The 24,462-nt window shown below is 70.8% G+C and carries 13 protein-coding genes and 1 pseudogene; 10 read left to right on the top strand and 4 right to left on the bottom strand.

Annotated elements, in window-relative coordinates:
• Positions 1–49 precede the first annotated feature (49 nt).
• Genes ACYQ77_RS15520 through ACYQ77_RS15495 form a run of 6 tightly spaced genes read left to right on the top strand, consistent with a single transcriptional unit; the run spans position 50 to position 14,748 of the window.
• Entirely contained in the window at positions 50–1,978 is a 1,929-nt protein-coding gene (locus ACYQ77_RS15520) for an AMP-binding protein (protein ID WP_459711706.1), read from the top strand.
• Positions 1,978–11,163, top strand: a complete 9,186-nt coding sequence (locus ACYQ77_RS15515; protein WP_459711704.1) for a non-ribosomal peptide synthetase — start codon at positions 1,978–1,980, stop codon at positions 11,161–11,163. Before ACYQ77_RS15520 ends, ACYQ77_RS15515 begins: the two co-directional genes overlap by 1 nt.
• Positions 11,164–11,203: 40 nt before the next feature.
• The gene (locus tag ACYQ77_RS15510) at positions 11,204–11,905 is read left to right on the top strand and encodes a GPR1/FUN34/YaaH family transporter (protein WP_459711702.1); all 702 of its coding nucleotides are present in this window, start codon (positions 11,204–11,206) and stop codon (positions 11,903–11,905) included.
• Positions 11,906–11,916: 11 nt separating this feature from the next.
• A complete protein-coding gene (locus ACYQ77_RS15505; RefSeq protein WP_459711700.1) occupies positions 11,917–12,978 on the top strand; it encodes a hypothetical protein in 1,062 nt (353 codons plus the stop codon).
• Positions 12,975–13,643, top strand: coding sequence for an O-methyltransferase (locus ACYQ77_RS15500; protein ID WP_459711698.1), 669 nt, complete (start codon positions 12,975–12,977; stop codon positions 13,641–13,643). Before ACYQ77_RS15505 ends, ACYQ77_RS15500 begins: the two co-directional genes overlap by 4 nt.
• 34 nt (positions 13,644–13,677) lie before the next feature.
• Positions 13,678–14,748, top strand: a complete 1,071-nt coding sequence (locus ACYQ77_RS15495; protein WP_459711696.1) for a methyltransferase — start codon at positions 13,678–13,680, stop codon at positions 14,746–14,748.
• A 60-nt stretch (positions 14,749–14,808) separates the two neighbouring features.
• Here the strand turns inward: ACYQ77_RS15495 and ACYQ77_RS15490 are convergent, their stop codons facing one another.
• The gene (locus ACYQ77_RS15490; protein WP_459711694.1) at positions 14,809–16,389 is read right to left on the bottom strand and encodes an MFS transporter; all 1,581 of its coding nucleotides are present in this window, start codon (positions 16,387–16,389) and stop codon (positions 14,809–14,811) included.
• A 226-nt stretch (positions 16,390–16,615) separates the two neighbouring features.
• Between ACYQ77_RS15490 and ACYQ77_RS15485 the strand changes: the two genes are divergently transcribed.
• Both ACYQ77_RS15485 and ACYQ77_RS15480 read left to right on the top strand, forming a co-directional pair.
• A complete protein-coding gene (locus tag ACYQ77_RS15485; protein WP_459711691.1) occupies positions 16,616–18,235 on the top strand; it encodes an FAD-binding oxidoreductase in 1,620 nt (539 codons plus the stop codon).
• 110 nt (positions 18,236–18,345) lie between these two features.
• Entirely contained in the window at positions 18,346–19,248 is a 903-nt protein-coding gene (locus ACYQ77_RS15480; protein ID WP_459711690.1) for a LysR family transcriptional regulator ArgP, read from the top strand.
• 5 nt (positions 19,249–19,253) lie between these two features.
• On the opposite strand, the gene ACYQ77_RS15475 is transcribed toward ACYQ77_RS15480, so the two are convergent.
• Positions 19,254–19,985, bottom strand: a complete 732-nt coding sequence (locus ACYQ77_RS15475) for a B3/B4 domain-containing protein (protein ID WP_459711688.1) — start codon at positions 19,983–19,985, stop codon at positions 19,254–19,256.
• A gap of 529 nt (positions 19,986–20,514) precedes the next feature.
• Between ACYQ77_RS15475 and ACYQ77_RS15470 the strand changes: the two genes are divergently transcribed.
• The gene (locus ACYQ77_RS15470; RefSeq protein WP_459711686.1) at positions 20,515–21,657 is read left to right on the top strand and encodes a sensor histidine kinase; all 1,143 of its coding nucleotides are present in this window, start codon (positions 20,515–20,517) and stop codon (positions 21,655–21,657) included.
• Positions 21,658–21,681: 24 nt separating this feature from the next.
• Here ACYQ77_RS15470 and ACYQ77_RS15465 read toward each other — a convergent pair whose 3' ends face one another.
• Both ACYQ77_RS15465 and ACYQ77_RS15460 read right to left on the bottom strand, forming a co-directional pair.
• Positions 21,682–23,397 (bottom strand): P-loop NTPase fold protein, encoded by a 1,716-nt coding sequence (locus ACYQ77_RS15465; protein ID WP_459711931.1) that lies wholly within the window; start codon positions 23,395–23,397, stop codon positions 21,682–21,684.
• 173 nt (positions 23,398–23,570) lie between these two features.
• Positions 23,571–23,730 (bottom strand): annotated as a pseudogene (locus tag ACYQ77_RS15460) (2-oxoglutarate dehydrogenase E1 subunit family protein); the annotation flags it as partial.
• A 26-nt stretch (positions 23,731–23,756) separates the two neighbouring features.
• Here ACYQ77_RS15460 and ACYQ77_RS15455 point away from each other — a divergent pair.
• The gene (locus tag ACYQ77_RS15455; protein ID WP_459711683.1) at positions 23,757–24,308 is read left to right on the top strand and encodes an LLM class oxidoreductase; all 552 of its coding nucleotides are present in this window, start codon (positions 23,757–23,759) and stop codon (positions 24,306–24,308) included.
• Positions 24,309–24,462 lie beyond the last annotated feature (154 nt).

The following is a 24,462-nucleotide window of genomic DNA, read 5'->3' as shown; positions in this document are numbered from 1 at the left end:
ACCGCCAGCCGATTCCTCTGCCGTCGTGACACGGGAATGGAATGCGTCGATGCCGAACCGAGCTTTTCGCACTCTCGCGCACGCACTCGTGCACAACGCCACGCACCGTGGTGACCAGGTCGCGTACGAATACCTGCACGACGACGGCCGCGTCGACACCATCACCTACCGTGATCTGCTGTTCGCCGCGGCCGCTGCCGCGCCGCGGTTGCGTGACGGCGGCACACCTCCCGGCCCCGCGCTGCTGCTCTACCCGCCCGGGCTGGACTTCGTCGTGGCGATGTGGGCCTGTCTGCTCGCCGGTGTGCCCGCGGTACCTGCGTATCCGCCGCTGCTCGGCCCGACGGAGCGGATCGCCGTCCGGCTGCGGCGGGTGCTGGCCGACTCCCGCGCCACGGTGCTGCTGGCCGACCCGGCGGTGCTCGGGGTGCTCAGGGCGAGCGCGCCCGACCTCGAGCTGCCCGAGGTGATCACGCTCGGTGGTGGTCCCCAGGGCATCCCCGCACTGCCGGCGCTGCCCGGCGAGGACGACGTCGCGCTCGTCCAGTACACGTCGGGCAGCACCGGCGCGCCGAAAGGCGTGGTGCTCCGGCACCGCAACCTGATCGCCAATATCAACGGCATTACCGAGGTTTTCGGGTTGGACGAGTCGGCCCGGGTCGTCTCATGGCTGCCGCCCTACCACGATATGGGGTTGATCGGATTCATTCTCACTCCCGTGCACGGCGCATTTCCGGTGCGATTGATGTCGCCGGTGCATTTCCTGAAGAATCCGCTCGCGTGGCTGTGGCAGATCAGCGAGCTCGGCGTCACCCACACCGGCGGCCCGAACTTCGCCTACGACCTGTGCCTGCGGCGGGCCACCGCCGACCTGACCGGGCTCGACCTGAGCACGTGGCGCGTGGCGTTCAACGGCGCCGAGCCGATCCGGGCGCGGACCATCGCCGACTTCGCGGAACGGTTCGCGCCCCACGGTTTCCGCGCCCGGTCCTTCCTGCCGTGCTACGGACTCGCCGAGGCGACGCTGATCGTCACCGGCAGGCACTGGTCGGAGTCCGACGGCGTGGACGACGCGGGCCGCGTGGACTGCGGCGCCGTGATCAGCGGGCACGACCTCGCGGTCGTCGATCCGGACACCGCGGCGCCCGTGCCGGAAGGCGCCGAGGGCGAGATCTGGCTCAGCGGACCGAGCGTCAGCGAGGGCTACTGGAACGACACCGAGGACGACGAGTCCTCCGGCGTGCTCGACGGTGCGCGGTTCCTGCGCACCGGTGACCTCGGCGTGCTGCGCGGCGGCCACCTGGTCGTCACCGGCAGGCGCAAGGACGTCCTGATCCAGAACGGGGTCAACCACCACGCCCACGACCTGGAGGCCGCGGCGGTGGAGGACAACCCGCACGTGCGCCCCACCGCGGCGGCCTTCAGCGGCGCCGACGAGGAGGTGGTGATCGCCGTCGAACGGGCGGGCGACGCCGTGCCCGAGGAGAGGGTCGCCGAGGACGTGCGCGCCAAGGTGCTGTCCGCGACCGGGGTCCGGGTCGCCGCGGTCGCGATCTGCCCGCCACGCACGCTCCCGCGCACGACCAGCGGCAAGATCCAGCGCTCGCTGGCCCGCGAGCGCTACTTCGCCGGTGAACTGACCGGGCACGTCGTCACCGCCGTCCCGGCGGTTCCCGGGCCGCAGGCCGACGTGATCGCCGGGTTCCTGTCCTCGGTGTTCGCGGCGGTGTGCGAGGTGCCCGCGTGTGCGCCGACCGACACGCTCACCGCGCTCGGTGGTGACTCCGTCCGGGCCGCGGAGATCGCGGGCGTCGTCGAGGACGCCCTCACGCTGCCCGTGCCGGTCGACCTCGTGCTGCTCGCCCAGTCGCCGCGGGAACTGACCGCCCGGCTGGCGGCGCTGTGGGCGAGTTCCGGTGTGGCGCCTGCCGACGCGGTCACGCGTGTCCGGGACGCGATGGCGGGAGGACCGGCGTGATGGCCGGGACGCACAAGGTCTCCGCCGACGTCGGCCGTGCGCTGCTCGCCCGATGGCGCGGGCGGTCGTCGTCGGCCGCGGGCGTGAACCCGATCCAGCTCGGTCTGCGACTGTTCGAGGAACTCAACCCCGGCACGGCCGTGAACGTGCTGCGCTTCGAAGCCGAACTGGACGGACCGGTCGACGCGGGCAGGCTCGCGGCGGCGCTCGCCGAACTGGCACGGCGGCACCCCGTCCTGCGCAGCACGTTCCCGGCCGGGGACCGGACGGCGTGCGCCGTCGCCGACGAGGTCGTGCCGGACCTGACGGTCGTGGACCTGACCGGCCACGACCCGGGTGCCGGTCGTGCGATGGCGCGCGCGGCGGCGGACGCGCGCGCGGCGGAGCCGGTCGACCTCGCAGCGGGACCCTTGTGGCGCGTCGCGGTGTGGCGCTTGCCCGACGACACGTCGCTGCTGCAGCTGCTCGCACACCACATCGTCGCCGACGGCTGGTCGCTGCGTGTCTTCCTCGCCGAACTGTCCGCCGCGTACGCGGGGCAGGCGTTGCCGCCGCCGGCCGTGCCGCCCGCGGTCCCCGCCGAACCCGGCGAGGCGGACCTGGCGGCGTGGCGTGACCGGCTGGCCGGCGCGCCGCCCCTCACGTTGCCGACCGACCGGCCGCGCCCCGCGCGGCGCCGGTTCCGGTCCGGGCAGGTCCCGGTGACGCTCCCCGCGGAGGTGGGGCGTCGCGTCACCGAGCTGGCGGCGGCCGAGGGCGCGACGCCGTTCATGGTCCTGCTGGCCGCGCTGCACCTGGTGCTCGCCAGGACCAGTGGGCAGACCGACGTCACGGTCGGCTCGCCGGTCGCGACCCGGGCGCGCCACCAGGCGCCGGGCGCGATCGGACCGCTCGCGACGATGGTCGCGCTGCGCACCGATTCGGCGTCCGCGCACACCCTGCGCGACGTGCTCCACGCGGTGCGCGGCACCTGCCTGGACGCGTACACGCGGGTGCACGTGCCGCTCGAGGCGGTGATGGGCAGGACGTCCCTGTACGACGTGCTGCTGGTGCTGCAGGACGAGCTGCCGTCGGTGCGGCTCGGTGACCTCGCCGCGCGTCCGCTCGTGATGGCGCCGACCGGGGTCCGCCACGACTGCGAGCTGTACCTGTGGCAGGGAGAGGACGGGCTCACCGGTTTCCTCGGCTACGACGCCGACCTCTTCGACGCCACCACCGCAGGTCTGCTCGCCGACCGCTTCGCCGTCGCGGTCGCCGCGCTGGTGGACCGGCCGGGCGCGCAACTGTCCGAAGTGGACGTCGTGGCGGAGGCTGAGGTGGCGCGCCGGGACGAGTTGTCACGATCGCCGATCGTGCCCCCGGCACCCGCGTGCCTGCACGCCGTGGTGGCGGAGCAGGCCGGCCGGACCCCGGACGCGGTGGCGGTGCGGGCGGTCGACGGCGCGCTCACCTACGCCGAACTGGACGCCGCCGCGGACCGCCTCGCGGCCGCGCTCGCGGCGAAGGGCATCGGCCCCGGTGATCTCGTCGGGGTGTGCCTGCCGAGGACGACCGAGCTGGTCGTGGTGGTGCTGGCGGTGTTGAAGTCCGGTGCGGGCTACGTCCCGATCGACCCGGGCTACCCCGCCGACCGGGTCGTGTTCATGGCCGAGGACTCCGGCGCCAAGCTCGTCATCACGTCCACAGAGGACCTTCCCGCCGCCGACTCGGTGTCCCGGCCACCCGCGGTGGTCACGCCCGAGGACGTGGCGTACGTGATCTACACGTCGGGGTCGACGGGTCGTCCGAAGGGGGTGGTGATCGAGCACCGTCAGGCGGCGGCGATGGTGGCGTGGGCCGGTCGGGTCTTCTCCCCGGAGCAGTTGGCTGGGGTGTTGGCGGCGACGTCGGTGTCGTTCGACCTGTCGGTGTTCGAGTTGTTCGCGCCGCTGTCGGTCGGTGGGACCGTGATCCTCACGCCGGACACGGTGCTGGACGTGATCGAGCACCCCGAGCGGTACCGGGACGTCACGTTGGTGAACACCGTGCCGTCCGCGGTCCGCGAACTGCTCGCGGCGAACGCGATCCCGCCCCGTGCGCACACGATCAACCTCGCGGGCGAACCACTGGCACCCGAGTTGGTGCGCGCGCTGCACGCGCACCCGGTGGTCGAGCAGGTGAACAACCTGTACGGGCCCAGCGAGGACACCACGTACTCCACCCATGCCGTCACCGACCCGGCGCACGACAGAACACCGATCGGCGTGCCTGTCGACGGCACGTGCGCCTACGTGCTCGACGCGGGGCTGCGGGCGGTGCCGTTGGGTGCGGTGGGGGAGTTGTACCTCGCGGGGGCGGGGGTCACGCGGGGTTACCACGAGCGGCCCGGTCTGACCGCGGAACGGTACCTGCCGGACCCGTTCGGGAAGGGCCGGATGTACCGCACCGGTGATCTGGTGCGGTGGCGGCCGGACGGCTTGCTGGACTACCTGGGCCGGGTGGACAACCAGGTCAAGATCCGCGGACATCGCATCGAACTGGGCGAGATCGAGACCGCGCTGCGCGGCCACCCCGACGTCACGGACACCGTCGTGGTGGCACGCGACCACACCTCCGGCACCACCCAGCTCGTCGCCTACGTGGTCCCGGTCGCCGGTGCCGACCCCGACCACGAGCGCCTCACCGCTCATCTCCGCGAGCGTCTCCCCAGCGCCTACCTGCCGTCCGCGTTCGTGCCGCTGCCCGAGCTGCCGCTGCTGCCCAACGGCAAGATCGACCGCGGCGCGCTCCCCGAACCCGAGCAGACCGGGCGCGCGCACACCGCGCCCCGCACCGAAGCCGAACGGCTCGTGGCGTCGCTCTGGCGCGAACTGCTCGGCGTATCCACAGTGGACATCGACGACAACTTCTTCGTCCTGGGCGGTCAGTCGCTGCTCGCGACCCGCCTCGCGCACCGGCTCGGCGAGGAACTGGGCACGCACGTGCCGTTGCGGCTGGTCTTCGACCACCCGACCGTCGCCGAACTAGCCGCCGCGCTGCCCTCCGGCACCGAGACCGGTCCGCTGCCCGTCGCACCACGCACACCCGGACTCGACGGCACCGTCACCCTTCCCGCTTCGCCGGGACAGAAGCGGCTCTGGCTGCTGTGCACGCTCGACCCGGCCGCGAACCTCGCCTACCACCTCAACGGGGGCGCACGGATACACGGCCCGCTCGACGCGGCCGTGCTCGCCGCCGCGCTCCGCGAGGTCGCCCGCCGCCACGAGGTACTGCGGACCACCCTGCGCGAGGAGGACGGCGACGTCGTCCAGGTCGTGCACCCCGTCTGGCAGTGGGACCCCGCCCCGGAGGACGTGGCGGGCACCGACGAGGACGACCTGATCGCTCGGTGGCGGCACAGCACCACCGAGCTCGCCGACGGGCCGCTGTTCCGGGCACGTGTGGTCCGGCTGGCCGACGAGGAGCACCTGCTGCTCCTGTCGCTGCACCACGCCATCGCCGACGGGTGGTCGCTGGACGTGCTGCTGTCCGAGATCGCCGCCGTCCACCGGGCGCTCACCGACGGTGCCGCGCTGCCGCCCGAGCCCGTCGTGCAGTTCGGCGACGTCGCGCACTGGCAGGACACCCAGCCCGACGACGAGGACGGACTCGCGTACTGGCGTGACCGGCTGGCCGGCGCGCCGCCGCTCGCACTGCCGACCGATCACCCCCGCCCGGCCAAGCCGGCCCACCGCGGCGCCCACGTCCCCCTGACGCTGCCCGGCGACGCCGTCCGCCGCCTCGCCACCGCCGAGGGCACCACCGAGTTCGCCGTGGTCGCGGCCGCGACCAGCGTGCTGCTCGGCGCGCTGTCCGGCACGCACGACGTGACCATCGGCATCCCCACGAGTGGCCGCACCCGGACGGACACCGCGGACGTGCTCGGGTTCTTCGTCAACACCCTGCCGCTGCGCACCGCGACCGCCCCGGGCGCGACGCTCGCCGACGCGCTGCGCGCCACACACGAGGCCCTCGTCGAGGCACACCGGCACGCCGGCACACCCTTCGACCAGCTCGTGCGCACCCTCGCCCGCAGGCCCGACCCGTCGCAGAGCCCGCTGTTCCAGGTGATGCTCGCGCTCAACGAGACGCCGCCCCGCGCCGTGGACCTGCCCGGCCTGCGGATCGACCGCCTGCCGATGCCCCCGGCGGAGACCCAGTTCGACCTGTCCCTCCACCTGGAACGGTCCGGCGCCGACATCACCGGTCACCTCACCTACCGGACCGACCTGTACGCGGCGGCCACCGCCCGGCTCTTCGCCGAGCGACTCGCCGCCGTCGTATCGCTGATGGCCGCCGCCCCCGCCACCAGGCTCGCCGAACTCGACGTGACAGGACCGGCCGAGCGGGCGCGGCGCGCCGCGCTGACCAGCGCGCCCGTCGCCGCGGCCCGGCCCGCGCTGCTCCAGTCCGGTGTGGAGCGCCAGGTCGACCGGACACCGGACGCGGTGGCGGTGCGCGCCGTGGACGGCACGCTGTCGTACGCGGAACTGGAGGCCGGGGCCAACCGCGTCGCCTGGCACCTCCGAGAGCAGGGCATCGGGTCCGGCGACCTGGTCGGCGTGTGCCTGCCACGCACCAGCGACCTGGTCGTGGTGCTGCTGGGTGTGCTGAAGTCCGGCGCGGGTTACGTGCCGATCGACCCCGGCTACCCGGCCGAGCGGGTCGCGTTCATGATCGAGGACTCGCACGCGGCCGCGGTCGTCCGGTCCCCGGACGACATCCCGTGGAGCGGCCGCAACGACCGGCCGGCGCCGACCGGTGCCCCCGACGACGTCGCCTACGTGATCTACACCTCCGGTTCGACCGGTCGTCCGAAGGGGGTCGTGATCGAACACCGCCAGGCGGCGGCGATGGTGGCGTGGGCGAACCGGGTGTTCCCGGCCGAGCAGTTGGCGGGCACGTTGGCGGCGACGTCGGTGTCGTTCGACCTGTCGGTGTTCGAGTTGTTCGCGCCGCTGTCGGTCGGCGGGACCGTGGTCCTCGCCCCCGACACCGTGCTCGACCTGGTGGCGCACCCCGAGCGGTACGGGGACGTCACCTTGGTCAACACGGTCCCGTCCGCGGTCCGCGAACTGCTCGCCGCGAACGCGCTCCCGCCGCGGGCGCGGACGGTCAACCTCGCGGGTGAGCCGCTGCCGCCGGAACTGGTGCGTGCGTTGTACGCGCACCCGGTGGTGGAGCAGGTGAACAACCTGTACGGGCCGAGCGAGGACACGACCTACTCCACGCATGCCGTCACCGACCCTGCCGACGAGCGCACGCCGATCGGTGTCCCCGTGGACGGCACCAGCGCGTACGTCCTGGACGCGTCGCTGCGGCCGGTGCCGTTGGGTGTGGTGGGGGAGCTGTACCTGGCGGGCGCCGGTGTGACGCGGGGCTACCACGAGCGGCCCGGTCTGACGGCCGAGCGATACCTGCCGGACCCGTTCGGGAACGGCCGGATGTACCGCACCGGCGATCTGGTGCGCTGGCGGCCGGACGGCTTGCTGGACTACCTGGGCCGGGTGGACAACCAGGTCAAGATCCGCGGCCACCGCATCGAGCTGGGCGAGATCGAGTCGGTGCTGCGCAGGCACGACAGCGTCACCGACGCCGTCGTCGTCGCCCGGCCCGACCCCGCCGGCTCCGACATCCTGGTCGCCTACGTCGTCGCGGCCGCGGACGACCTCGACACCTCGGCACTGGCGGCCCACCTGCGGGCGTCGCTGCCCGGCCACTTCGTGCCATCCGCGTTCGTGGCGCTGCCCGAGCTGCCGCTGCTGCCCAACGGCAAGATCGACCGCGCTGCCCTGCCCGACCCGGACCTCCGGCGGTCGACCGCGCTGCGCCGTCCACTTCGGACGGACGCCGAGCGCCTGGTGGCGGCGGTCTGGCGGGAAGTTCTGGACGTCACCGACATCGGTGCCGACGACGACTTCCTCAGCCTCGGCGGCCACTCGCTGCTCGCCATCCGCGTGGCACACCGGCTGGGCGCGGCGACCGGCGTGGCCGTTCCCGTGCGGCTGGTCTTCGAACACCCGACCGTCGCGGAACTGGCGGCGAACCTCCCCACCGCGGGCACCGCCACCGAGATCACGGCCGTCGAGCGGGTGCCGGAACCAGACGGCACCCTCGTGCTGCCCGCGTCCACCGGACAGGAACGGCTGTGGATCCTGTGCCGCATCGACCAGGAGGCGAACCTCGCCTACCACATCACCGGCGCCGCCCGGATCGGCGGACCGCTCGACGTGGGCACGCTACGCACCGCCTTGCGCGACACCGCACTGCGGCACGAAGCGCTGCGGACGTCGCTGCGCGAGGTCGACGGCACCGTGGTCCAGGTCGTCGCGCCGGCACCCGAGGTGCCGCTGGTGCTGGTGGACGACGAGGACTGGGCCGCGGCCGTGGACGCCGAGGCGGACCGGGCCTTCGACCTCACCGAGGGGCCACTGTGGCGGGTGACGCTCGTGCGCGTCGCCACCGACGACCACGTGCTCGTGCTGAACCTCCACCACGCGATCGCCGACGGCTGGTCGCTCGACCTCCTGCTCCGCGAGATCGCCGACCGCTACGGCGCACTGGCCGCCGGACACGCCGAACCGCCGGTGCCCGCACCGGTCCAGTACGCCGACTTCGCGCGCTGGCAACGGAACCGGGCACCGGAGGACCTCCCATTCTGGCGAGACCACTTCGACGGCGCGGTCGCCCCCGACCTGCCGACCGACCGGCCACGACCGGCGACCCAGACCTACCGCGGCGACACGGTGCCGCTCGACCTGCCCGCCGCCACCGTCCGCGCGGCGGCGCACACGGCGGGCACCACCGCGTTCGTCGTGCTCGCGACCGCGCTCACCACCGTGCTGGCCAAGCTCACCGGCCGCCACGACCTCACGATCGGCACCCCGGCGGCGGGCCGGGACGACCCGGCGCTCGCCGACGTCGTCGGCTTCGTCGTCGACACACTGCCGCTGCGCCTCACGACGCCCCCCGACGCCACGCTGGCCGAGGCGCTGCGGACCGTGCGGGACACCGTGGACCGCGTCCGGACGCACCAGCGGGTGTCCTTCGAGGAACTCGTGCGTCACCTGCGCCCGGACCGCGACCGCGGCCGCAGCCCGCTGTTCCAGGTGCTGCTCGCCGTCAACGGCACGCCGCCGCGCCCCCACCTGCCGGGGCTCGTGGTCGAACCGGTCGCGGTGCCCCGCCGCGCGACCCCCTTCGACCTGGTCGTGCAGGTCGAGGAGCGCGACGGCGCCCTGTCCGGGCACCTGGCGTTCAACACCGACCTGTTCGACGCCGCCACCGCCGAGATGATCGCGGGCCGTCTCGTCACCGCGGTCGAGGCGATCGCCACCACCCCCGACCGCACTGTCGCCGAGCTGGAAGTGGCGAGCCCGGCGGAACAGGCGCGCCGCGCCGCGCTGACCGCCTCACCGGTCGCCGCGGCCGGACCCGCGTTGCTCCAGGCCGGTGTGGAGCGCCAGGCCGACCGGACACCGGACGCGGTGGCGGTGCGGGCGGTGGACGGGACGCTGACGTACGCGGAGCTCGAGGCGAAGGCCAACCGGCTCGCACGGCACCTGCGGGACCAGGGGCTCGGACCCGGTGACCTGGTCGGCGTGTGCCTGCCACGCACGAGCGACCTCGTCGTCGCGGTGCTGGGGGTGCTGAAGTCCGGCGCCGGGTACGTGCCGATCGACCCGGGCTATCCGGACCACCGCATCGCCTTCATGCTCGACGACGCGGCGGCCGCCGCCGTGCTCCGCTCGGCAGCCGATCTGCCCGCCGACGGCCCAGGACAACGGCTGCCCGCCACCGCGACGCCCGAGGATGTCGCGTACGTGATCTACACGTCGGGGTCGACGGGTCGTCCGAAGGGGGTGGTGATCGAGCACCGTCAGGCGGCGGCGATGGTGGCGTGGGCCGGTCGGGTGTTCTCGGCTGAGCAGTTGGCGGGCACGTTGGCGGCGACGTCGGTGTCGTTCGACCTGTCGGTGTTCGAGATCTTCGCGCCGCTGTCGGTCGGTGGGACCGTGATCCTCACGCCGGACACGGTGCTGGACGTGATCGAGCACCCCGAGCGGTACCGGGACGTCACCCTCGTCAACACGGTCCCGTCGGCGGCGCGTGAGTTGTTGGCGTCGGACGCGATCCCGCCGGGGGCGCGGACGGTCAACCTCGCGGGTGAGCCGCTGCCGCCGGAGTTGGTGCGTGCGTTGTACGCGCACCCGGTGGTCGAGCAGGTGAACAACCTGTACGGGCCGAGCGAGGACACGACCTACTCGACGCACGCGGTGACCGACCCCGGGCACGAGCGCACGCCGATCGGTGTGCCGGTGGACGGCACCAGCGCGTACGTGCTGGACGCGGAGCTGCGGGCGGTGCCGTTGGGTGCGGTGGGGGAGTTGTACCTCGCGGGGGCGGGGATCACGCGGGGCTACCACGAGCGACCCGGTCTGACGGCCGAGCGGTACCTGCCGGACCCGTTCGGGAAGGGCCGGATGTACCGCACCGGTGATCTGGTGCGGTGGCGGCCGGACGGCTTGCTGGACTACCTGGGGCGGGTGGACAACCAGGTCAAGATCCGCGGCCATCGCATCGAACTCGGCGAGATCGAAACCGCACTGCGCGGCCACCCGAACGTCACGGACGCCGTCGTCACGCCGCACGACCACACCTCCGGCACCACCCAGCTCGTCGCCCACGTCGTGCCCGCGAACGGGGACGCCGACCGCGCCTCCCTCACCACCTACCTGCGTGCACTGCTCCCCGCGCACTTCGTGCCGTCCGCGTTCGTGACGCTGCCCGAGCTGCCGCTGCTGCCCAACGGCAAGATCGACCGCGGCGCCCTTCCCGCGCCCGAGGCCAGACCGTCCGACGGGCCACGCAGGCCACCCCAGACGGACGCGCAACGACTGGTCGCGGACATCTGGCGCGACGTGCTCGGCGTCGCCGACGTCGGCGCGGACGACGACTTCTTCACCCTCGGCGGCCACTCGCTGCTCGCGACCCGCGTGATCAGCAGGCTGTCCGCACGCACCGGCGTCGACCTGCCGCTGCGGCTGGTCTTCGACCACCCCACCGTCGCCGAGCTCGCCGCCCAGCTCCCCGAGCGGACAGCCGCGGCCGCACCGACCGCCATTCCCCGCGTGCCCCGCGTCCTCGGCCGGGTGAACGACACGTGACCGACGTCCGGTTCCACCCACTACACGGGAGAAATGTGAGATGACACAAGCGAAAGAGCGCCACACCGCGCCGGTAGGACTCGTCGGTGGGGCGCAGGCAGCCGAGAGCCGGTTCGGTCAGCTCACCGCCGACCCGAGCCTGCCGGGGTTCGCCGGGTTCCTCATCGGCTCGATCTCCCTGGCGCTCTACCTCGTCGACTACAGCGTCGCCGCGAACTCACTCGTCGCCTCGCTGCCGATCATGATCTTCAGCAGCAGCGTCCTGCTGTTGATGGCCGCGCGCTGGTCGATGCGGCTCGGTGACGGTGTCTTCGCGGCCATCTACGGCCTGTTCGGCACGTTCTGGCTCAGCTTCTCCGTGCTCAGCATCGTGCTGAACAACAGCCTGCTCGGCGAGTTCGAGAACATCGAGCAGCGTGCCGCCACCGCGAACTTCGTCGTCGTGTGGGCGATCGTGATGATCCTGCTGACGCTGACCACCCTGCACCTGCCCAGGGTGTTCACGGTGTTGTTCGTGATCGTCGACGTGACCCTGCTGTCCCTGTTCGGCTCGATCAACCAGGCCATCGAACGGACGATCAACAACCCGACCCAGCCCGGCGACCCGTGGCTCATCTACGTGGGCATGGTCAGCATGCTGCTGTTCATCCTCGTCGGCATGTACATCTTCGCCGGCGCGATGCTCGCGGCGACCGGCGGGAAACGCCTCCCGCTCGGCCGTCCGCTGCTCAGGCGACGGTGAACCGGCACGCCATGGTTGACTACCTGCCCAAGGTCGCGACCGTGCCGTTCCGTCTCGGCCGGCCCGAGGACCTGCCCCGCACCGTCCGGGACCTGGCGGACCACCGCGACCGGGCCCGGCTCGCCGTCGCCCGCATCGCCGACCCGCGTGCCCGCGCCGACGTCGACGCGCTCCTGGCCGCCGCGATCCGGACCAGGAGGGAACTCGGCGAACTCCCGGGCGAACAGATCCGGCACGACCCCGTCGAGTCGGCGGCCAACCGGGACAACGACCTGGCCTTCGGCATCCACCGCGTCGAAGGGCCGCCGCTGCCGCTGCTCGTGGACGCCGCGATCGCCGCCCTGATCGGCGTCCTGGAACCGGCGGTCGACCGCGGCTGCGGCCTCGACGAACGGTCCTGGACCGACCTGGTGCGCGGCGTGGACCACCTGCTCGACTGGTGCGCCGACCCTGCCACCGCGCCCCGGCCACGCGGCGTGCCCGTCCCTGCTGGGCGCCGGGAGCCCGCGCCGTACGACGCGCTGCGCAGCTGGGTGCGCGGCCACCACCTGTTCATGGTGCTGGCACAGGGATGCGCGATGGCCTGTTCGTGCCTCGGCGACCACGCCGCGCGCGACGACGTCGACGGCGCGCTGATCGCGGCGGGCGTCGCGACCGCGCTGATGTGGGCATCCCGGGGCGCGCTGAAGTACGCGGGCGACGTGGCCCAGCCGGAGTACAACGCCGAGATCCGGCCGACCCTGATGCCTCCGGTCGCGCCACCGAAGATGAGCGGCCTGCGCTGGCGCGACCACGAGGCCCTCGTCCGCGAACTCGCGCGCTCCACCTCCGGATGGGACTGGCTGACACGGCGGAACGCCGCACCACTCGCCGCGTTCCGGGACGCGCTGGGGGAGACCTACGACGCCCACCGCGGCGTGTGCGAGCACTTCGTCGGTGCCGAGTCGCCCAGTCTCCTCGCCAACTCGTCGTCGAACCGGTCGGCCGTCGGCGTGCTGAGCCAGTTCCGTCAGATCCGCCTCGACCAGCTGCCGCAGTTGCCCGTACCCGAAATCCGTGGAGGAACACGATGATCCACAGCCTGGTGCTCGACGACGAGATCCAGCAGTACGTCCACGACGTGTCGCTCCGCGAGGACGACCTCGCACGCGAACTGCGGATGACCACGCTGCAGCTGTCCGAACACACGATGCTGGTCCCGCCGGAACAGGGTCAGCTGATGGGGTTCCTCGTCGGGCTGCTGTCGGCCAAGACGGTGCTGGAGGTCGGCGTGTTCACCGGCTACAGCACAATGGCCATGGCGAGGGCCTTGCCACCCGGCGGTCGTGTCATCGCCTGCGACGTCAGCGAGGAGTGGACCGGCATCGCCCGCTCGTTCTGGGAGCGGGCGGGTGTCGCGGACCGCATCCAGCTCGAGCTGCGGCCGGCCCTCGAGACCCTCGACGCGCTGTTGTCGGGTGGGGCGGCGGACACGGTCGACCTCGCGTTCGTCGACGCCGACAAGGAAAGCTACTCGCTCTACTTCGAACGCTGCCTCGAACTGCTGCGCCCGGGCGGGTTGATGGTGCTCGACAACGTGCTGTGGTCCGGAAAGGTGGCTCGCCGGGACATCAGTGACCCGGAGACCGACTCCTTGCGCGCACTGAACTCGTCGTTGCGCGACGACAAACGCGTCGCGCTGAGCACGCTGCCCGTGTTCGACGGGATCACGCTGGCGTACAAGCGCGCCGGCAGCTGAACCAACAAACGGAACCAAAAGGAGAACCAAGGTCATGACGTCGACACTCGGCAGCACGGGGAAGACCTCCGCGCCACCGGCGCTGGACATGCCCGGCCTGTCGTGGATCCTCTTCGGACACGCTGCCTTCCAGTACCTGAACGCGGCCTGCGAGTTGCAGCTCTTCGAGCTCCTGGCAGAGCACGGCTCGCTGACCAAGCCCGAGATCAAGGCGAAGCTCGGGCTGGCGGACCGCGCGACGGACATCCTGCTGCTGGGCACCACGGCACTCGGGCTGACCGTGCGACGCGACGGGAACTACGCGAACGCGCAGGTGATCACCGACCTGCAGCAGGGCAGTGACTGGCAGCGCTTCAAGGACACGGTCGCCTTCGAGCAGTACGTCGTCTACGAGGGCCAGCTCGACTTCACCGAATCGCTGAGGACGAACTCCAACGTGGGTCTGCGCCGCGTCCGGGGCACCGGCCGCGACCTGTACCACCGCCTGAGCGAGAACCCGCACCTCGAGTCCGTGTTCTACCGGTACATGCGGTCGTGGTCGGAACTCGCCAACGCCCACCTGGTCGAGCAGCTCGACCTGTCCGGTGCGAAGAAGCTCCTCGACTGCGGTGGTGGGGACGCGGTCAACTCGATCGCACTCGCGCAGGCCAACCCGCACCTGTCGGCCACCGTGTTCGAGATCCCGGCCACCGAGGCCATCGCCCAGAAGAAGATCGCCGAAGCGGGGCTGTCCGACCGCGTCTCGGTGATCAGCGGGGACATGTTCGCCGACCCGTTCCCCGCCGGGTTCGACACCATCATGTTCGCCCACCAGCTCGTCATCTGGACGCTGGAAGAGAACACCCTGCTCCTGCGCAAGGCCTACGACGCCCTGCCCGACGGCGGACGTCTGGTCATCTTCAACTCCATGTCCAGCGACGACGGTGACGGGCCGGTGGTCGCCGCGCTCGACAGCGTCTACTTCGCCGCCCTCCCCGCGGAAGGTGGGATGATCTACTCGTGGGAACAGCACGAAGAGTGCCTTCGTGCCGCCGGATTCCACGCCATCAAGCGCGTGCCCTGCCCCGGGTGGACGCCGCACGGCATCCTCATCGCCACGAAGTAGGCGGCAACGCGAAGAACGACACGGCCGACGTGCGGCCGTGTCGTTCTTTCGCGTTCCGGGCTACGTCCGCGGTGTGCTCGGCACCTCGGCCGGCGCATCGGCCACCTCGGTGTCCGTCCGCGCACGACGGAGCAGCAGCGCCACCATCGACACCGCGAGAACGGTGACGACGAGGCAGATGACGCTGACCACGAACATGCCCTGGGTGAACGCGGCCCTGGCGACGCCGAGAGCGACGTCGCTCGCAGCGGTCGCCAGCCTGCCCGCTTCCTCCACGGCGGAGCCGATCGTGTCGAGGAACGCCGGGGCGGAGCGGTCCGGCAGGTCGTGCGGGAGCCCGTCCGCCGTCTGGGCGCGGTACACCGACGTCCCGATGCTGCCGATCACCGCGATGCCCGCGCCCAGACCGATCTCGTGCGTGGTCTCGGAGATCGCGGACACCGCACCGCCCTTCTCCGGCGGCGCCGAAGCGATCATCATGTCGGTGCCCAGCGCGATGGTGGGGGAGACGCCGAAGTTCAGCAGGCCGAGCGCCACCATCGCCACGACGACGCCGTTCTCCTCGTTGATCTGCGTCAGGATGGCGAAACCGACGGCCGTGATCACCAGCCCGGCGGCCATCACGGCCGCCGCTCGCATCCGCCGGAGCAGCAGCGGTGCGAGCAGAGCGCCCGTCACGCCGCCGACACTCGCCGGCAGCGAACACAGACCCGCCTCGAAGGGGGACAGCCCGATCACCATCTGCATGTACTGGGTCACGAAGAACTGGGACCCGGCCATCACGAAGAGGGCGAGTCCCATGCTGCCGAGCGAGGTGGAGAAGGTCCGCTCGCGGAACAGTTTCAAGTCGATCAGCGGGTTGTCGAGCCGTCGCTGGCGGAGCACGAACACGGTCCCCAGCGCCAGGCCCGCCACCAGGGCGCCGGCGGGCAGCGGGCCGGCCTCGTCGCCCGCCACCTTCTTGACCCCGTAGACCGCGGTCAGGAGCGCCAGGACCAGCAACACGACGCTCACGACGTCGATCCGGCCGGGTGCCGGGTCCCGGTACTCGGGCAGGAGCGCACGACCGACCACCAGCAGGAGGACCATGGCGGGCACACTGAGCAGGAAGACCGAGCCCCACCAGAAGTGCTCGAGCATCACCCCGCCGACCACCGGCCCGATCGCCCCGCCGACGAGGAAACAGGCGATCCACACGCTGAACGCGAGCGAGCGCTGGCGCGGTTCGACGAACATGTTCTGGATCAGCGACATCGACGAGGGCATCAGGGTCGCGCCCGCGATCCCGAGCAGCGCGCGACTGACGATCAACATCTCCGCGCTGACCGCGAACGCGGTGAGCAGCGAGGCCACGCCGAAACCGGCGGCACCGATCAACAACAGCCGCCGCCGCCCCACCCGGTCCCCGAGCGTGCCCGCGAGGATGAGCAGGCTCGCGATCATGAAACTGTAGACGTCGACGATCCACAACAATTGCTGACCGCTGGGGTTGAGGCTGCCGCTCAAATGTGGAATTGCCAGATACAGGACCGTGTTGTCAAGTGAGATGAGCAACGCTGGTAATGCCAGCGCGCCGAGTGCAATCCACTCGCGCTTACCGGCGCGTACGCCGCCCGACCTTGACCGGTGCTGTGCTGCCATGTGATCATCTTTCGGCATGTCGTGCGACCGTAGTCGATGCTGAGTGCTGGGGGTGTAACCGGATGGCCTCGACCGAATTGTAGCCGGGTATTCATGCGTCGTGACGACTTAAGACCGATGTGATACCGAGATAAGAGTCGGGCCTTGGTTGCGTCTGCCATGTTCGAGATATGGTCGGATCGAATAGCGCTGTCCGCCTGATATCAGGATTTGAGGAGTTGCATACATGGCTGAATTAAGCCGCAGGGCGTTGTTGACCCGTGCCGCGGTCGTCGGTGCCGGTGCGGTTTCGGCTGGGACGTTCGCCGGTGCGGCACCCGCGGCCGCTGAGCAAACCCACCGCGCGGGGTGTTCGCCCTTCGACCCGGTCACCATCCAGCCCGGGGACGTCCGCTACGACAGCTTCCTGCGGGGCCACAACACGCGGTTCGCGGGCAGGCCGGAGCGGGTGACGGTCGCCGGCTCCGCGGACGACGTCGTGGCGGCACTCGGCCGGGCCGTCGGCGCGGGCAGGCGCGTGACCGTCCGCTCCGGCGGCCACTGCCTGGAGAACTTCACGACGACGTCCGACATCAACGACCTGATCGACCTGTCGCAGATGTCCGACGTCTACTTCGACGACGAGCGGCAGGCCTTCGCGCTCGGCCCGGGTGCGATGGTGCAGCCCCTGCAGGGGACGCTCTTCAAGGGCTGGGGTGTGACCATGCCGTCCGCGGGCTGCTCGGAGGTGTGCGTCGGCGGGCACATCCTGGGCGGTGGCTACAACTTCTACTCGCGCATCCACGGTTTCGCCGTCGACCACCTGCACGCCGTCGAGGTCGTCGTCGTGGACGCCGCGGGACAGCCCCGCAAGGTCGTGGCGACGAGGTCGGAGTCGGACCCGAACCGGGACCTGTGGTGGGCGCACACCGGTGGCGGAGGCGGGAACTTCGGCATCGTCACCAAGTACTGGCTCCGCAGCCCGGGCGTGGCGTCGACCGACCCCAGCAGGCTCCTGCCCCGTCCCGACAACCAGCGGGTCCGGACGGTGATGTGGTCGTGGGAATCCCTGTCCCAGCAGGACTTCGTCACCATCGTGCGCAACTACTCCCGGTGGTTCGAGCAGCACAGCGCACCCGGGACGAAGGAGGTGCAGGTCTGGGCGGCCTTCGCGCTGTTGCACCGGGCCGCGGGCGTGATCAGCCTGACGCTGGGTGTCGGCAAGTCGGTCGAGGGCGGCGAGGCCATGCTCGACCAGGTGGTCGCCGCCATCGGCACGGGGGTGGGGGTGCGGCCGTCGTCGGACTCCGTGGACGACGTGCCGTGGTACTCACGCGACAACTGGTACTGGGGCCCCTCCGGCCGTCAGAAGGACAAGACCGCCGACCTGCGCAAGAGCTACACCGACGAGCAACTCGCCACCATCTACCGGTACCTCTCGGACGACTCCTTCGGGTACCCGGACACGCAGGTGCACCTCGCCGCGCTGGGCGGGACGATCAACGCGGTGCACAGGAACGCGACCGCTTCGCCACACCGGGACTCGATTTTCCGGGTCTATTTCACCCCGGGCATCTGGCGCAATCCGGCGGACGACGACAAGTACATCGCGTGGGTGCGCAACATCTATCGGGACGTCTACGCGACCACGGGCGGCGTGCCGGTGCCCAACGAGATAAATGGCGGTGCTTACATCAATTACCCGGACCGGGATCTCGCCGACCCGGAGTGGAACAGGTCCGGGGTGCCGTGGCACACGATGTACTACGGTGACAACTACGCCCGGCTGCAGCAGGTCAAAAGGCGGTACGACCCGCGTTCCGTCTTTCGGCACGCCCTTTCCATCCAACCGGCGTACCGCCGCTAGCTGACGGAGCAGATCGGCTGGCGAGGTGCGGCGGCCGCGGCGAGCCGCCGCACCTCGCCAGCGTTTCGGATGGACCGGAACGGGATTCTGCGGTAAAGGTCGGTGCCGTGATGGATGCCCAGCAGCTGCGGACGCTGCTCGCGGTCGTCGACGAGGGCACGTTCGATTCGGCGGCGGCGGTGCTGCAGGTGACGGCGTCAGCGGTCAGCCAGCGGGTGAAGGCGCTGGAACAGACCGTTGGGCGATTGCTGTTGTTGCGCACCAAACCCGTCCGGCTCACCGAGTCAGGCAAGGTCGTCGCCAGGCTCGCTCGACAACTGGCACGGCTGGAACGGGACGTGCGTGCCGAGTTGGGGCTGGTCGACGACGACGAACCGAACCGGCTGCCGATCGCGATCAACGCGGACTCCCTCGCCACATGGTTCCTGCCGGCACTCACGCGAATCCCGGAAGACCTGCGGATCTCCTTCGAACTGCACCGCGAGGACGCGGAACGGGCTGCGAGCCTGCTCCGCGAGGGGGCGGTCATGGCAGCCGTCACCTCGTCGTCGACACCGTCCTCCGGCTGCGTGGTGCGTCGTCTCGGCTGCCTGCGTTACGTGCCGGTCGCGAGCCCCGAGTTCGTGTCCCGATGGCTCGACGGTCCGTTGCGGGAACGGCTGCCGACTGCTCCCGTCCTGGTCATCGACCGCGGTGACGATCTGCAGGACCGCTTCGTCGACCGTCTCGCACCGGGCCACACCGCGAGCGGACACCGCCACCACATGGCCACCTCCGAGTCCGTGGTCACGGCAGCGGCAGCCGGTTTGGGCTGGGGAATGGTGCCCGCGATGCAGGCGACGCGATGGCTCGCGGCCGGCACGCTGATCGACCTCACGCCCGGCGCGCCCATGGACGTGCCGCTGTTCTGGCACCAGTGGAAGGTCGACTCGCCGGTGCTGAGCGCCGCCGCGGACGCGGTGACCGCGGCCGCGGCAGCACTGGCACACGAGGCCGGCCGAGCGGCAGGGTGATCAGCTCACGCGTCCGCTGAGATCAGCCGGTGCACGGCCCGCACGTCGGGCCCCAACCGGGTCAGATGGGTGACCAGATCCTCGACCGCGGTGCGCAGCGCCGCATCGGTGAGCGGGGCGAGCACGTCGAAGATGAACAGCGCGCTGGTGGTGTCGTCGTTGAGCTGCGTGCGCCGTCCCTGGCGCCAGTTCCAGCGTCGGCATGTCACCCCCTTGTCGTCGCACCACACCACCTCGCCTGGTTCCGGGTGCTCGATCACGTCGGTGCCGTTCGCCACGGTGTCGAACGGCTCGTCGCCCATGGCGCGGATCAGCCGGGGTGCCCCCTCGTAACCCGTCAGGTCCTCGCCGCCGAGCGGGATCCGGTGCAGTACGGACACCGCGTTGTAGATGTCGGTGAGCCGGTTCACGCGAGGCAGCCCGGACTTCGCCCGCCGCATGAGCGCTTCCAGGCTGTTGCGCGTGCGTTGGGGCTTGGCGCCGAATGCCCGGTATGCCTCCCGCCACGCCGCCACGTGCGGGATCTCCTCGACCGGCTGCTTGTCGAGGACCTGGCAAGCGTCAGCTTCAGCGGCCCGAAGCAAGGACTCGGTCGCGTCGTCGCTCGGCGCGGGCACAATCCCGTCAACGGCCAGCAACATGACGCGGTAGTCAGGACGAAGCGCGAAAACGGCCTCGTCAACCCGACTCTTGGCCAAGAACTCTTCGAACCCCATGCGCGGCTCCGAGGCCGTCATGCCCAGCTTCTCCTCACGGTGCGGTTGCCCGGTATGTACCGGCTGTTACTTCAGGATGCCCTACCGGTCGGGCAGTGCGGTGTGCCGGGTGATCTCATGCGGCGGGGACGGTGGAGACGTCACGTCCGGTCCGCCCCCGGCGGCAGCGACACCTCAGGCCACCGCTCGCTGGCGGCTCGTTCGTCGTTGATCCCGCTGACGCTGCGTCTTCGTCGTGCAAGGAACCACCATGATCAGCGACCCCGAAGTATGGAGAGGCCATACCTTGCTCGGATGCTGGGTGGAGATCGGCAACATCGACACACTGTCGGTGAGCTTCGCATACTCACTGTGGTAGCGCGATCGGCGCCGACGAGCTGTCGGAGGATGGCACCGCGTGATGAACGATTCTTGGTCGGGCAGTGAGCAGTCGCGCTCTCCCGCGGCCCGGAACTGCGACGCCTCATGCGGTAGAGGGCAGTGCCGCGGTCGGCCACGGCGACCGTGAATGAGATCTCGTCCGATCGGTCCTTCGTGAATGGAGTCGCCGGTGGTTCGTAGACCTGACATCTCGGCGGTGTTGCCCGCACCGGGTGCCGCGTTCGGTGTGGTGGCGGCTGTGTTCGTGAGTTTCAGCGTGGTCGGGTTCGTGCACGTGTTGTTCCTGGACGTGGGGGCCGCTGAGGCCGTGTTGTCGTGTGGATGCATCGTGGCGCTGCTCGCGCTGCAGCTGCTCTGGTACAGCCAGGCCGGCACTCGCGGGCGGTCGCCGTGGGGTCACGTGGTCCTCGGTGTGCAGGTGGTGTTGGTGTACCTGCCGATACTGGTGTTCGGTCAGACGTGGGTGGGTATGTCGGGTTTTCTCGCGGGCAGCGTGTTGCTCGTGTTGCGCCCGGTGACGGGCTGGGTGTCGTTCGGGCTGGTCGTGGCGAGCATGGGGATGGCGCAGTGGTTGTTCACGGGTTCGATGATCGACGTGGTCTACAAGGCGATCTCGACGGTGAGCACCGGTTTGGTGGTCTACGGTTTGTCCCGCCTGACAGCCCTCGTCGCGGCGGTGCGGGCCGCTCGTGCGGAGATGGCTCGCGTCGCGGTGCTGAGGGAGCGGTTGCGTTTCGCCCGTGATCTGCACGACGTGCTCGGTTACGGCCTGTCGGCGATCACGTTGAAGGTCGAGCTCGCGCACCGGCTGGTGGAGAGGTCGCCGCGGGAGGCGGGTGCGCAGTTGCTGGAGACGCTCGAGATAGCACGCGCCGCGTTGTCGGACGCCCGTACGGTCGCGACCGGTTACCGGGAGCTGTCCCTGGAGGACGAGTGCCGGTCCGCGGTGTCGTTGCTGCAGGCGGCGGGTGTCGAGGTTCGTGTGGACGTCGAGCACGTCGTTGTGCCGGCGCGGGTGAGCACGGTGCTGGCCACGGCCGTGCGTGAAGGGGTGACCAACCTGTTGCGCCACAGCAAGGCGCGACAGTGCGCGATCACGATCACGGCGACCCGCGAACGTGCCGTGCTCGAACTCGTCAACGACGACGTTTCCCCGGGTTCGGCGGCGGTGCCGGCGGGAAGCAGCGGGGGACTGCGCAACCTCGCGGCGAGGGTGGCGGAGATCGGCGGGGCGATGACGGTCGAGCACGAGCTGACGACGTTCCGGCTGCGGGTTGACCTTCCCCTGCGCTCGGCATCCTCGTCGCGGTGAGGGGACGGTCGCGGGCGCTTGCTTCTAGATCGTGTCCGCGAAGGTGAATCTGCGGACGAGCGGTAGCCATTCCCGGTAGATGGCGAGGTTCTGCGGGGCGTCGGGGATCTCGTCGAGGAGTGCGCACAGAGGTGACAGGGCGGGGTCGTCGTGGCCGTCGGCCAGCAGGGGTTGCCAGGCCACGTCGTCTGGCGCGGCGTCGATCATCGTGGCCAGCGCGGCGCTGGCCGGGTGGGCGTTGACCGCGAGGAGGATCTGCACGGCACGGGAGGCCTCGCCGTCGCAGAACGCGTCGAGTTCGGTGTCCGGTACTCGGGCACGGACCAGCCGGTACAGGTTGACGAGTCGCTTCGCTGCCCGCGGCGACGACACCAGGCCCCGCAGTTGCGCCATGAACGCGAGCTCAGCCGTCGAGATCTCCATCTGGGCCGGTCGCGGTTCCGGTGGTGAGCCGGCAGGCGCGGGTCCGGACAGGTCGGGCGCAACCAGTTCTGCGCGGGCAGGGCCGGCCAGTCCGGCCAGCAGCGCGCGGTAACCGGCGGAGCTCATCGGCGCCATCTGGAACGGGATCTGGAAGATCTTCTCGAGGTAGTGCGTCGCGGAGCCGTTCTCCAGCACGGTCGCGTAGTGCTCGGTGACCGCTCGCCGCAGCCAGCCCGCGTCGACACCGACCACCACGACGAACACCGGGAGCGCCGCCAGCAGGTGGATGGCTTCGAGGACCTTGATCACTACGTCGACGGGGCAGCGGTCGAGGTCGTCGATGTAGAGCACGACCCGTTCCAGCCCGCCGTCTTCCTTGGTGAGGATCGCGGCGAAGGTCTCCAGATCGCGCCGCAGCAGGGAGACCATGCCGAGGTGACCGCGGTAGTCCTCGCCCGCGCGCTGGGCGAACGCTGTCGCGTCGTGGCTCGAAGCCAGCTCGGTGACCGTTCGCTCCAGGCGTTCCGCCTCGGCGTCCAGGTCGGCGAGGCGCTGGTCGGTGGCCGCGTCGCTCCGCTGCGCGGCGTCGCGGATGCGGTCCATCGCCCGCCGGACCCGGCCAATGGCCGGCGTGACGGCGGCGACCAACGACGCGGCTCCGGCTATCGCCGGCCACAACGGACCGCCCACCAGCACGACGAGTGCCGCGGTGACGATCACGCCGACGGCGAGGGTCAGCCACGCGGACCTGTTGTACCGCAGCAGCTCCCAGGTCCGGCGTACTTCGGTGGGCAACCCTGCGGTCTCGTTGACGAACTGGCGCACGTGGGTCGAGGTGGCCTTGTCCACGCCGGTCTCCTCAGCGATCCACGCCAGGTCGTCCGCGGTGAGCCCGAGCCGGACCGGTCGCCGTTCGTGCCGGGCCGCCACGACCATCCGCTCCAGCCGTACCGCGCTGAGCTGTGTCAGCAAGGAGTCCTCGGTCCGGCGCAGCTCCGCGAGTTCGTCCGCGCGGCGGCGGAGGTCGTCCTCGGAGCCACCGGTGGCGAGGCTGTCGAAGATGTGCGTGGCCAGACTGGCCCACAGGTTCGCCTCCCGGTAGTGCCAGGCGTTGAACGTGATCTGCCGGACGGACGCGCAGTCGGGGGACACCCGCCGCCCGGCAGCGCGCTCCGCGTCCGCGGCGGCCGACGCCAGCGCGGACACCCGTGAGCGCAGCTCCCGCATGAAGAAGCTCTTCCCGGTGCCCCAGCTGCCGAAAAGCCCGATGGACACCGGCGGCACGAGCGTGCGAGAGGTCACGAGGTTGGCGAACATGTCGACGTCCAGGCCGATGGCGAGCCGGTCGGGCCCGTCGTCGGTGTCGGAGTGGAACCCGGCCACGATCCGCGCCCGCCCCGATGGTTGCGCAGGAGTGCCGGCTACACGGCTCATCGACATCGGCACCGAGGTCGGCACCGACCCTCCGCCGTTCGACGACCGCCCGGGGGCGTAGTCGGAGAAGAACTCGTGCCAAGCGATGTCCACGGACGACGGATCGGCGAGGAACTGCTCATATATCTCGTCGACGAGCCACTCGTTGGGGCCGAACTGGGCCGCACTGCTCACCCGTGCTCCTCGGTGCAGATCCGTGGGTATCGGCAGGTACATCGCCACAGCGGGACAGATCGCCACCGATGAGACCGGACCGTAAGGTTCGATCACCGCACCTGCGCGCTGTGCTGCCTCCTGGCTCGACCGGAGGCTACGCGTCGTCAGCACGCGAGGAGAGGAACACGCCAGGTCACGCGCGTTCCGCCAACCGGTCCTGGTACGACGACGGCCTTGCGGAGAAGCTCACCGAGTACCGCAAGGCGCTGGCCGAGCGCCCGACGCCGACGGCTGGCCGACACGTCGCGCTGATGATCCACACCTACCCCGACGACGAGGAGGACCGCGCGCGGGAGATCGTGCGCGAGCCGCTGTCGGACCACATGCGCAGTTCGCTGCACCTCTTGCTGAACGCCCGCCTGGACGGGCGCCGCAAGGTCGACGTGTCCAAGTTGTCGGCGGAGGATGTCGACTTCATGGTGTCGCGCGCGTTCGACCGGTACTTCGACTTCGGGCTGCCCGGCACCGTGGACAAGGCCGCCGATGCCGTCGAGCGGTTCCGGTCGATCGGAGTCGACGAACTCGCCTGCCTCATCGACTTCGGCCTGCTGGCCACAAGCGGCGCCGGGTTCAGCTGATCGGTCACAGCGCTTCGCTACGAGGTGGCGTGATGGCGCCGGTGGTGGAGGTCTCGGGGACCCTCGACGGTGTCGGCGCGGACGAGCTGTTCGCGCTCGACCCCACGCTCGGGGCGCTGGGCTGGTTACCCGCTCTGACTATGGATCGTGAAGG

This window comes from Actinophytocola sp. KF-1, from assembly GCF_054661535.1.
Note: the sequence above shows the minus strand (reverse complement) of the source record. Positions and strands in the feature narration are given on the sequence as shown.

What these genes read in the sequence shown, in the direction of transcription:
- ACYQ77_RS15520 (WP_459711706.1), top strand. Translation starts at nt 50, where the DNA reads ATGCCGAACCGAGCTTTTCGCACTCTCGCGCACGCACTCGTGCACAAC.
- ACYQ77_RS15515 (WP_459711704.1), top strand. Translation starts at nt 1,978, where the DNA reads ATGGCCGGGACGCACAAGGTCTCCGCCGACGTCGGCCGTGCGCTGCTC.
- ACYQ77_RS15510 (WP_459711702.1), top strand. Translation starts at nt 11,204, where the DNA reads ATGACACAAGCGAAAGAGCGCCACACCGCGCCGGTAGGACTCGTCGGT.
- ACYQ77_RS15505 (WP_459711700.1), top strand. Translation starts at nt 11,917, where the DNA reads ATGGTTGACTACCTGCCCAAGGTCGCGACCGTGCCGTTCCGTCTCGGC.
- ACYQ77_RS15500 (WP_459711698.1), top strand. Translation starts at nt 12,975, where the DNA reads ATGATCCACAGCCTGGTGCTCGACGACGAGATCCAGCAGTACGTCCAC.
- ACYQ77_RS15495 (WP_459711696.1), top strand. Translation starts at nt 13,678, where the DNA reads ATGACGTCGACACTCGGCAGCACGGGGAAGACCTCCGCGCCACCGGCG.
- ACYQ77_RS15490 (WP_459711694.1), bottom strand. Translation starts at nt 16,389, where the DNA reads ATGGCAGCACAGCACCGGTCAAGGTCGGGCGGCGTACGCGCCGGTAAG.
- ACYQ77_RS15485 (WP_459711691.1), top strand. Translation starts at nt 16,616, where the DNA reads ATGGCTGAATTAAGCCGCAGGGCGTTGTTGACCCGTGCCGCGGTCGTC.
- ACYQ77_RS15480 (WP_459711690.1), top strand. Translation starts at nt 18,346, where the DNA reads ATGGATGCCCAGCAGCTGCGGACGCTGCTCGCGGTCGTCGACGAGGGC.
- ACYQ77_RS15475 (WP_459711688.1), bottom strand. Translation starts at nt 19,985, where the DNA reads ATGACGGCCTCGGAGCCGCGCATGGGGTTCGAAGAGTTCTTGGCCAAG.
- ACYQ77_RS15465 (WP_459711931.1), bottom strand. Translation starts at nt 23,397, where the DNA reads ATGTTCGCCAACCTCGTGACCTCTCGCACGCTCGTGCCGCCGGTGTCC.
- ACYQ77_RS15455 (WP_459711683.1), top strand. Translation starts at nt 23,757, where the DNA reads ATGAGACCGGACCGTAAGGTTCGATCACCGCACCTGCGCGCTGTGCTG.